Genomic DNA, 243 nt, shown 5'->3' on the forward strand with positions numbered 1-243 from the left:
TTTTGAAGTTGATTCAAAATGGTTGCCATAAATGCGCTAACAAATTCGAGGGATCGCCAAAATTGTGGACCACCACAGCCTCAGATGTTGAAGATTCTCCTAGGATTTCCAAAGAATTCATGAAAGTTCTTAAACTCTCCCCTATTTCTGAAAATGCGTCACAAGTTTTATACAAGTGTGAAGATCAAGTCCCAATTGTTGATAAGCCTGTGGACGTGACTTGGAAAGTAGTAGAAAAGAGGG

The 243-nt window shown here is 39.5% G+C and carries 1 protein-coding gene; it reads left to right on the forward strand.

All coding sequences use genetic code 11. The annotated features are described in order from the left end of the window. Positions 1-62 precede the first annotated feature (62 nt). On the forward strand, positions 63-243 hold a 181-nt coding region (locus C6N31_RS44980), incomplete at its 3' end, for a hypothetical protein (RefSeq protein ID WP_232486386.1).

Origin of the sequence: Streptomyces fildesensis (assembly GCF_016107395.1) — a bacterium.
Taxonomy (GTDB): Bacteria; Actinomycetota; Actinomycetes; order Streptomycetales; family Streptomycetaceae; genus Actinacidiphila; species Actinacidiphila fildesensis.